The sequence below is a fragment of the Neisseria sp. P0014.S002 genome, from assembly GCF_051958295.1.
Taxonomy (GTDB): Bacteria; Pseudomonadota; Gammaproteobacteria; order Burkholderiales; family Neisseriaceae; genus Neisseria; species Neisseria flavescens_B.
Genome location: NZ_JBQCVO010000053.1, coordinates 1 through 301 on the forward strand (window position 1 = coordinate 1; position 301 = coordinate 301).

The 301-nt window shown below is 54.5% G+C and carries 1 rRNA gene; it reads left to right on the forward strand.

The annotated features are described in order from the left end of the window. Positions 1–301: ribosomal RNA gene (locus tag ACTHSX_RS10570) — 16S ribosomal RNA — on the forward strand; the annotation flags it as partial.

Below are 301 nucleotides of genomic sequence, written 5' to 3' on the forward strand. Positions count from 1 at the left end.
GGCTAAGTTCGTGCCAGCAGCCGCGGTAACACGAACCGTCCAAACGTTATTCGGAATTATTGGGCTTAAAGGGTGCGTAGGCGGCGCTTTAAGTCGGGTGTGAAATCCTTCGGCTCAACCGAAGAATTGCGCCCGATACTGGGGTGCTAGAGGGAGACAGGGGTGAGCGGAACTGATGGTGGAGCGGTGAAATGCGTTGATATCATCAGGAACACCGGTGGCGAAAGCGCATTACTGGGCCATTTCTGACGCTGAGGAACGAAAGCTAGGGTAGCGAACGGGATTAGATACCCGTGTAGTC